Consider the following 8797-nt stretch of genomic DNA (forward strand, 5'->3'; position numbering starts at 1 on the left):
TGGAGGGCTCGAAACGCGCAAGTTATTTCATTTCGACTCCATTCCCCCGTTTACACCGATCCCTGTTCAGGTTGGCGTCGCCACCTCAACTTTTATAAATCCCAAGACGCGGCTGTGCCGGATGGCTGACGACATCCCAGGCGCGGATCATCTTCCGCCCAAGCCGGATCATAACAGTCCCGCCACCGGCATTCGGGGCATCACGTGGATTGGATCGTGGTGACGGGACCGCCAGGCACACCCGGCCCGCACCCAGTAGGCCATCGCGTTCACGATCTCCCGCTGTTCGTGCACCGGCGGCCGGAGCCGCGAACGGCGGTAACCGACCGCAGACAGACCACAGACGATCTCGCGGTCCGCTGGTCCGCTGGTCCGCTGGTCCGCTGGTCCGCTCGTCCGCTCGTCCGCTCGTCCGCTCGTCCGCTGGCCAGGTGGCCAGGTGGTCCGGGACTCACGGATCGGGGACTCGCGAGTCCCGGACGGTCAGAGGTAGGCCCCGCGGCCGAACGTCTCGCTGCCGGGCTGCTGCCCGCTCGGCAAGGCCCGCCGGCGCATCTCCTCGAGCTAAGCCTTGGCGGCCATCTGTTGGGCGAACAGCGCGGTCTGCAGGCCGTGGAACAGACCCTCGAGCCAGCCGACCAGCTGTGCCTGGGCGATCCGCAGCTCGGCATCTGACGGCGTGCGCTCCTCGTCGAACGGCAGCGACAGCCGATCGAGTTCCGAGTGCAGGTCCGGGGCAAGCCCGTCGGAGAGCTCCTGGATGGAGCTGCGGTGGATCTCGCGCAGCCGGACTCGGCTCGCGTCGTCCAGCGGGGCGGCCCGGACCTCCTCCAGCAGCTGTTTGATCATGGTGCCGATGCGCATCACCTTGTCGGGCTGGGCGACCAGCGCGGCGATGGGGTTGCCGCCGTCCGGGTCCTCCGCAGCCTGCAGCGCCTGGTCACCGCCTGGGGCCAGCGGCCGCACCGGTCGGTTGAGTACCCCCGAGTCCGCGGTCTCGTGCAGCGCGCCGTCAGGCCCGACGACCATGACGCGGGGTTCCGGTTGATCCGTCATGCCCCCTATCCTGCCCCGTGATCCGCCTCTCACGGCACTGGCTTCGCCTCCACGGTCACGCCGAGTGTCACCCATCGAGGGTCATTCCGGGATCGTGAGTACTACCTTTCCGACATGTCCGAAATCAGCCACATGCTGGTGTGCCCGCGCGACCTCGGTGATCGGCAACACCCGATCGACGACCGGCCGGATCGCCCCCGCCTCGATCGCCGGCCAGAAGTCGCCGCGGACACCGGCCACGATGTCGGCCTTCTCCTCGACCGGCCGCCCGCGCAGCGACGCGGCGTGGACCGCCGCCCGCTTGGTGAGCAGGGCGCCGAGGTTGAGCTCCCCTTTCACCCCGCCCTGCAGGCCGATGACTACCAGGCGGCCTCCCACGGCCAACACGGCGACGTTGCGGGCGAGATACACCGCGCCCATGTTGTCGAGGATGACGTCCGCCCCGTGGCCGTTGGTAGTCTCGCGGATCCTGGCAACGAAGTCGTCGTCGCGGTAGGAGACCGCGAGGTGGGCGCCGAGCCCCCGCACCCTGGCCAGTTTGGCCGCAGTGCCGGCGGTGGTCGCGACCAGCGCGTTCGGACGTAGCGCGCGGACCGCCTGGATCGCGAAGGTCCCGATGCCGGACGCCCCGCCGTGCACGAGGAAGACCTCATGGTCGCGCAGACCGGCGATGCCGAAGACCGTGGAGTACACCGTGCAGGCCACCTCGGGCAGAGCGGCCGCCGTGATGAGGTCGACCCCGGCCGGGACCGGCAGCACCTGGCCGACCGGCACGTTCACCCGACTCGCGTAGCCGCCCCCGCTGAGCAACGCGCACACCTCGGCCCCGACCTCGGCCCCGACCTCGACCCGGTCCACGCCGACGCCGAGAGCCGCCACCCGCCCGGAGCACTCCATCCCGATGATCTCAGAGGCGCCGGGCGGCGGCGGGTAGAAACCTTGCCGCTGGAGCAGGTCCGCGCGGTTCACCGCCATCGCGACCACCTCCAGGGTGACCTCGCCGGGCCCCGGGGCAGGAGGGTCAGCCACCGTCGACCACGTCATGACCTCGGGCCCACCGGGCGCTTTCACCGTCACAGCATGCACCCGTCACACGCTACGGCTCCTCGGCACGCGACGCCGCGGCATCATCCGGCGTGCGGGCATGTTCATGCCACGGCCGTACAGATGTTCCGGTGGGGTGGACGACGCCGGCTCGGGCCTCAGACCGGCTCGGGCTCCGGTTGGGGTGAGCCGGGAGCCGGCTCGGTATACGGCGAGGGCTCGTGCGGAGCCGGCGGCAGGTCAGGAGCGTCGGGCAGGAGCGGGCCTGGATCATCCGGGATCGGGGCGTCCGGATCGAGCGGGGGCGGGGGACTCGGGCGATGGGGACGGACGGCCTCGGGCATCGCGACAGACGGGGTAAACAGACCAGACCGGGTAGACAGGACAGACAGGACAGACACAGATTTCGCCGTACCCGGCGGGCGTCGCGGCGGAAACATCTTCCTAGCATCCCATGTCGGCCGCTCGACCCTCGCCGCGGCCTGATCGCCGGCCATCCCGCTGGACCGGCGTCGCGCATCCGTGCGCCGCCCCGTCCTCGCGACCGTCCCGCCCGGATCTCGGTTCATCGGCTCGCACCTCCGGCCCTATGCCGTCAAGTCCTATGCCTCTATATCCTATAATGTGGCTGCCTCGGCCGGTCCGAGACGGGTTTGTCCCCGTGGCCGATGCCAACGCGCGCCAGGACCATCACCATGTGTGGCCAGCCCGACATCATCGGACCGAGGGTAAAGCCACTGCTTCGAGCGTATTAACAGTGACCGCCCCACTCGGCATCCAGGTACCACGACGCATACCCGATCGAGTCGCTACCGTCATATGCACATCGCCCTGAACTCATGGTTCTCTGCAACCAGTGACAGACGACCACAGCATCGGCTGTCCGGCCGGCGCCGCGGACGCGCCGGCCTCGACGGGCCCGGGGAGCGTGCCAGTGGAAGCGGTCGCGGCCGACGACGAGCCCGAACATCCCCATACCCAGGCGGAGTTTCATGCCTTCTTCGAGAGACATCACCGCGAGCTGAGCCGGTTTGCGTATCTCCTGACTGGCGATCACGACGTCGCGGACGACATCACCGCGGACGCTCTGACGGCCGCCTGGTCCGCATGGGACCGGGTCCGCTCCGCAGACCTTCCACTGGCGTATGTCCGGCGGATCGTCGCCAACCTGGCGGCCGACCGGGTCCGGAAGGTCGTCCGCGAGCGACGCGGGCTGCTCTTCCTTGGTCAGCGGGCCGACCAGTCGGCGCGGATACCCGATCTCCCCGCGGTCATGGATCTGCGCTCCGCGCTGATGACACTGCCGCCGGGCAAACGTGCGTGTGTCGTGCTCCGCTACGCCTTCGACCTGTCGGAGATCGAGACGGCTCGCACGCTGGGTATCTCCGTCGGCACGGTGAAGAGCCAGACCGCCAAGGGAGTCGCCGAACTGGAGCGGATTCTCCAGAACACCGAGCTACCGCCGGCCGGTGCCGCGGAGGTGGCGAGGCCACAGGTAGCGTCCGGTCAGTCGGGCACGTCACGCGGCGCCACATCCCGATCGGGCGGTTCCCGGGTGAATGGGTCCCGATCGGGCTCGGGTCGCCTGGGACGGCGGCGGGGCAGTGGTCAGTCCGGCAAACCGGCGGGTCCGAGCCGGTCGGCGTTCGCCTGCCTCGGCCGCGTCAAGCTATGGCCCTGGTGGCAACAGCGAGTCGGCGAGGCATAGATGACGCAGAAGGCGCCCGGGGTTCCAGGGGCCCGATCATGATGCGCAGGGTGGCGCGGCGGCGCGGCGCGGCGGGCCTCCGGCCGATTGCCGTCCCTCCGCTCCGGGGACGGGTGGCCGCGTGGCTAGCGACCACGGAACAGGCGACCGTGGAACCAACAGCTCGAGCGCAGATGGTCGAGGGTCAGCCGATCGCGTCGGCGAGTTCCGCGGCGGCGACGGTCATGGCGGCAATCTGGGGGAGCTCCCGTTCCCCGACCGACTCCGCGGCATGCTGAGCGCCGAGATGGGCCGGCACCGCCCCGACTCCGATCGCATCCGCAGACGTGTCGCGGCGGCAGTCGATGCTCCCCTGAGCGGCACGATCATCCGCCCCCTCGGCCCGATCGGACCTGTCGGCCCGAGCGGTCCACTCAGCGCGAACGGACCACTCAGACCGCCTGGTTCGATCGGCTCCAGCACCCGGACCGAGGATGGCCGGATCATCACCCGGCAGCACCGCCTGGGCCGTACCGTCACGAAGGCCCCATCGAGCCGACGGCGCCGGTCCAGCCAGTCTACCAGCCCCGACCGGCTCCCCCGGTCCCACAACTGGCCCCGTTCCCGGCGGCACTCGGTTGCCCGACGCGGCACGATCGCGGGGGCGCTACTCGCCATCGTGAGCATCATGGCCCTGACGGCCCTGGCCCTGCTGGGGCCGTCAGGATCGAACTCCCCGGCTCCGCCCACGACGACCGTCACGGCGAAGCCGCGGCCGTCCGCCACGCCGGTCACGACGTCTCCGGTCGTGCGGACGCCGGCCGCGTCGCCCCAGGCCACCACGGTGGTCCCACCGGAACCGGCCAAGTCGAGCCCCGCCGGAACATCCGGGGGCAGCGCCGCCGGCCCGGACCCGGCGGACCCGGGGTCCGCGAGCGGTGGTGGCGGCGCACCGTCACCGTCCGCGGGACCGTCCGCGAACCATGGTGACAGCAGATCCTCCCTGCCCAGCGGAACGTTCGCGGGCATCGGCGGCGGGATCTACACCAGCACCGTCGCCCCCTTCCCCAGTGGGTCACAGGTGCGGCTTCCGGGCCCCGGAACTCTCGACTGGGTGCTGTTCGGGGGCTCGTGGAACGGTGTGCAGAACCGGGCCGCCATTGTGATGCCGCTGATCGACACCGACACCCTGCTGGGCACGTCCGTGCCGTCATCCTCCGGATTCGACTGGACGGAGGGCACGCCGGTCGCGACCGGCGTGGACGACACCGACCGGCTGTCCCTGCAGGGCTCGGCCCGGCTGACGGTCTTCGTCTCGCAGTCTCCGCTCACCCTGGACGTCCTCCTCGGATCCGGTTCCGGGCGGGTACAGATCATCGTCACCTCCATCGGCGGCACGCAGACCTTCACCCAGACCCTGCCTTCACCGATCGCCGATGGCTCGGCCGATGGAGTGGTGAGCATCGGGCTGCCGGCCGGAATCGGCACGACGTCGATCACCATCTCCAGCGGGGGCACGTCGGGTTGGACACTGGCGGCCGCAGTCCTGCGCTGACGGCGTGGGTCTGCGCGGTTACGTGGGTCTGCACTTGACCATGCGGAACCATGGGGAACCATGCGGACGAAAAATCTTCACAACGACGGCAACCAATCAACCTCCGCCGGACGACTGACAGATGAACGCCATACCGGCCCCCGCGCCAGGAGGTCCGGCGGTGTTTCGGCCCGTTCGCTCCCCGGCTACCCCCCCAGCCCGGCGGACGGGTCGCCAAGCGGCCGCCGACGGCGGCACGCGGGCTGGCCGGCCCGGCCAAGGTCGGCCAGCCCCTCGCGCCCCCTCCCACGCCGCCCGGCGCCCCGGTCCCGGGTGTGAGTCCGGTCCCGGGAAGGTGCCACGCGCCCTACGCTGACCGGCCGGGGAGAGGTAGCGTCAACCTCGTGCGTCGGCTGCTGTTGTCACCCTCGTGGATCGCGCGTCATCTCCTCGCGCTCTTCCTGATCGCATTCTTCATCCGCATGGGCATCTGGCAGCTGACGAAGGGCGAATCCCCGCAGGGATCGTTGCAAAACCTCTTCTACGGGGTCGAGTGGCCTGTCTTCGCCGCCTTCGTCGTGTACTGGTGGGTGAAGATGATGAAGGAGGATCTGGCGCCCAAGGACACCACCGGGCCGCGGTGGGGTGCCCACGGCCGGATCGCCCCCGAGGCGCCATGGCGACCGGATCTCGACACGGGCCCCAAAATGCTGACGACCGGCACCGCCGAGCAGTCCGCCGAGGACGACGAACTCGACGCCTACAACCGCTATCTCGCCTCACTGTACGAGCGTGACGCCCTTCGGGACGCCCTCAAGCACATCAACGGAGCCCGCTGATGACGGCATTGCCCGACCCCACCCGTACGGCCACCACAGGACGTGCCTCCGCGACGGCGATTCGCGCATCCCTGCTGCGGTATCGGGCCATCGCCTACATCGTCGGTGTGGGGCTGATCGCGTTGGTGTGCATCGGCATGCCGATGAAGTACATCGGCGGCAACGACGCGATCGTGGCGGCCGTCGGCCCGCTCCACGGTGTGCTGTACATGGTGTATCTCGCCGCTTCCTTCGATCTGGCGAACCGTTGCCGGCTGTCCTCGACCCGGACGATCACGATCATGCTTGCCGGCACCATCCCGTTCCTGTCGTTCTTCGCCGAGCGGCGGGTCACCTCCCTTGTGCGGGAGAGCCAGCTGTCCGCCGCCGCGGCTCCGGCCGGCCCGGCCACCGGGCCCACCAAGCCCGCGAAGCCCGCGCAGAGCGCCGAGGCCTCCACAACCTGACGGACCTGAGGACCGGCCTGACGGCGTCGAGAGACGTCGGGACATCTCAGGGCAGGCCGACGCAGGCAGAGGCCGCCGTTGGCTTCTGCCGACGCAGGCAGAAGCCAACGCGCCGGGAGACGCAGAAGCCGACGCGCCGGGAGACGTCGCCTCAGGACACGTCCGAGTCAACTCCAGCCAGGCGGAACGCCGCCGGTGCGGGGCGGCGGAGACGGGCGGGCACGGCGATCGTCAGGACCTCACCGGCGGTGAGCCGCCGGAGCCGGGCCAACCGGGAGGGCGGAGCGAGCATCTCCGCGGACAGCACCTGGTCAGCCTCGGCACCGAAGGCAAACAGGCGCCCGTCCGACCAGGTGATCAGTTCGTCGGCCGTACTGGCGGGTCGCACGAGGACCAGCTGGGCGCGCCGCGGGTCCCAGACGATCGTCACCGTCCGCGTGGTGGACCGGAGCAACGCCCACTTGCCGCCGCTGCGGTAGGCGGCCGCCAGCATCCGGGCCGTCTCGTTTCCCTCGGGACGGCGGGACGGACGATCCGCGATCACCACGAGCCCCGCGTCGTCGACCGCGATCGGCGGAGTCGGGTTCGCCCGCAGGTCCGCGGCGGTCACCGTCCCGAATGCTCCGTCGAGGTGGACACCGCGTGCGGCGGGCAGCCCAAACGACGATGAAGCCAGCATGGCGGTCAGGGACGCCCGCCGGACGTCCACCCCGTCCAGCCGGACCAATCCGCAGACCGTCATCCGTTCCTCCGTCCGCAGCCCGCGATCCTCGATCCGCGATCCGATGGCGCACGGCACGGACGGAATCCCGGCCGGATGATCGACACGGTGCAGCGGCGTTCACGGGTGCTCCAGCGCCGGAACGTAGCAGTTTCTCGCCCGCCTCACCGGTCCGTTGCACGGAATCGCCGAGTGGTTCCGGCCTTCGGTGCCGGGCCTCACCGTCGTGATCCGGGCTCGGCCAGGACAGCGGCTCGAAAACACATCGGCCGCCTACCGGCCGCCGATCGCCCGTGACCGAGACGTCCGGCGGAAACCGGCCGCATGCGGAGGAAGACCGCGGTCACGGGGGAAGGACGGACTCAGGCCACGTTGGCGCCCGACGGCTCACGCTCCCGCTTGACCCGACGAGTCGCGATCACCGGATGAGCCGGGCAATCGACCAGATGCTCATCGAAGCCCTGCACCGTCGGCCAGGACTGGTGGCAGGACCCGCAATGGGTCGTGGCCGGATCGGTCCACCGCTCTTCACAGCCGGCACAACTGGCCGTGACCGGGATCTGCACTGTCTTGTCGGGCTGCCGGCGACGAGAGACCTGGATCGGCAACGCCTGTTGGATGGATTGTTCATCTGGGGAACGGAGTGTGACGGAAACCGCGCGTGGACGCCGGGGTGGGGTGTTGGCGGCCGGGATCGCGCGAGGGGATGTCGACCGACGGGGAGGCACCCGGCCATCCTGTCGCAGACCTGCACAAGCGTCACGCAACCGGCTGTCGAGTGTTCAGGGTGATTGTCCTGCGGCAACGCTTCCGGAGCTCGCGAACCAGAGCGTTCCGCCCGGACGGATCGTCATCGGCGACGGCCGACCGCTAGCGGGAACCCGCGCCGGAAACAACCGTGCCGGGCCGAGCGACGCCTGGAACATCGCCGGACAGTCAAAAAATGACTACTGATACCCACCAATACCACTGGACTAGCTATAGTCAAGCGCATGGCGGACGCCATCGCCAGGGCCGGCGGTGAGGGGATCCCGGGCGTGAGTGCCGGCGCACTGCTGCGAGGGTGGCGGGAGCGACGCCGGATCAGTCAACTCGGACTGGCGTTGCGAGCCGACAGTTCCGCCTGACGCATCAGTTTCATCGAGACCGGCCGCTCCATTCCGAGTCGCCCGATGGTGCTGCGCGGGCCACGTGCCCGTCGGTGCGGAACCGGATGAGCGGTTCCTGCCTGTCGCCGAGGCCGATGGTGCAGGATCCGTACATCGGATCGGAGTCGACCAGGCCCAGTCCCGCGAAGCAGGCCCAGTCCCGCTCAGAAGGGTTCGGCCTGCGGGCGACTGCGGCCCCGCACGACGAGCCTCTCCTGGAGAGAGATTCCCGCTCCTACACACCCACCCACAAAGTGCGCTTCGTGAGGCGGCCGAAGCGTGGAGGGTCAGTCACGGTTCACGGTCTCCACACCGTCGCTAA

8 protein-coding genes and 2 pseudogenes are annotated in these 8797 nt (G+C 69.8%); 5 read left to right on the plus strand and 5 right to left on the minus strand.

Translation table 11 applies throughout. The features are described 5' to 3' along the window. A partial coding sequence (locus tag AC08OQ_RS00900; RefSeq protein WP_476611864.1) for a hypothetical protein occupies positions 1-223 on the plus strand: 223 nt, incomplete at its 5' end. Here the strand turns inward: AC08OQ_RS00900 and AC08OQ_RS00905 are convergent. The 3 genes and pseudogenes from AC08OQ_RS00905 to AC08OQ_RS00915 form a co-directional block, all read right to left on the minus strand. Beyond that, positions 214-303 (minus strand): annotated as a pseudogene (locus AC08OQ_RS00905) (IS5/IS1182 family transposase); the annotation flags it as partial. The gene AC08OQ_RS00900 and the pseudogene AC08OQ_RS00905 sit on opposite strands and share 10 nt — an antisense overlap. A gap of 180 nt (positions 304-483) precedes the next feature. Next, a pseudogene (locus AC08OQ_RS00910) lies at positions 484-1056 on the minus strand (bacterial proteasome activator family protein). Positions 1057-1137: 81 nt separating this feature from the next. Next, positions 1138-2142, minus strand: coding sequence for an NAD(P)H-quinone oxidoreductase (locus tag AC08OQ_RS00915; protein WP_476598894.1), 1005 nt, complete (start codon positions 2140-2142; stop codon positions 1138-1140). 892 nt (positions 2143-3034) lie between these two features. Here AC08OQ_RS00915 and AC08OQ_RS00920 point away from each other — a divergent pair. From AC08OQ_RS00920 to AC08OQ_RS00935, 4 genes are all read left to right on the plus strand, one after another. Next, positions 3035-3808 (plus strand): SigE family RNA polymerase sigma factor, encoded by a 774-nt coding sequence (locus AC08OQ_RS00920; RefSeq protein WP_462185843.1) that lies wholly within the window; start codon positions 3035-3037, stop codon positions 3806-3808. Positions 3809-4475: 667 nt separating this feature from the next. Then, positions 4476-5342: a hypothetical protein gene (locus AC08OQ_RS00925; protein ID WP_476611865.1), complete on the plus strand. Its 867-nt coding sequence runs from the start codon at positions 4476-4478 to the stop codon at positions 5340-5342. A gap of 383 nt (positions 5343-5725) precedes the next feature. Continuing rightward, positions 5726-6160: a hypothetical protein gene (locus tag AC08OQ_RS00930; protein ID WP_476602028.1), complete on the plus strand. Its 435-nt coding sequence runs from the start codon at positions 5726-5728 to the stop codon at positions 6158-6160. After that, on the plus strand, positions 6160-6606 hold the full coding sequence (locus AC08OQ_RS00935) for a DUF3817 domain-containing protein (protein WP_476602029.1): 447 nt from the start codon (positions 6160-6162) through the stop codon (positions 6604-6606). The genes AC08OQ_RS00930 and AC08OQ_RS00935 overlap by 1 nt, the downstream gene beginning before the upstream one ends. Before the next feature lie 151 nt (positions 6607-6757). On the opposite strand, the gene AC08OQ_RS00940 is transcribed toward AC08OQ_RS00935, so the two are convergent. Continuing rightward, complete coding sequence (locus tag AC08OQ_RS00940) at positions 6758-7348, minus strand: hypothetical protein (protein ID WP_476602030.1); 591 nt, start codon at positions 7346-7348, stop codon at positions 6758-6760. A gap of 341 nt (positions 7349-7689) precedes the next feature. Beyond that, positions 7690-8055: an FDXHR family putative zinc-binding protein gene (locus AC08OQ_RS00945; RefSeq protein WP_476593782.1), complete on the minus strand. Its 366-nt coding sequence runs from the start codon at positions 8053-8055 to the stop codon at positions 7690-7692. Between the last annotated feature and the right edge of the window lie 742 nt (positions 8056-8797).

This window comes from Frankia sp. CcCS3, assembly GCF_977927575.1.

What these genes read in the sequence shown, in the direction of transcription:
- AC08OQ_RS00925 (WP_476611865.1), top strand. Translation starts at nt 4,476, where the DNA reads ATGGCCCTGACGGCCCTGGCCCTGCTGGGGCCGTCAGGATCGAACTCC.
- AC08OQ_RS00935 (WP_476602029.1), top strand. Translation starts at nt 6,160, where the DNA reads ATGACGGCATTGCCCGACCCCACCCGTACGGCCACCACAGGACGTGCC.
- AC08OQ_RS00940 (WP_476602030.1), bottom strand. Translation starts at nt 7,348, where the DNA reads ATGACGGTCTGCGGATTGGTCCGGCTGGACGGGGTGGACGTCCGGCGG.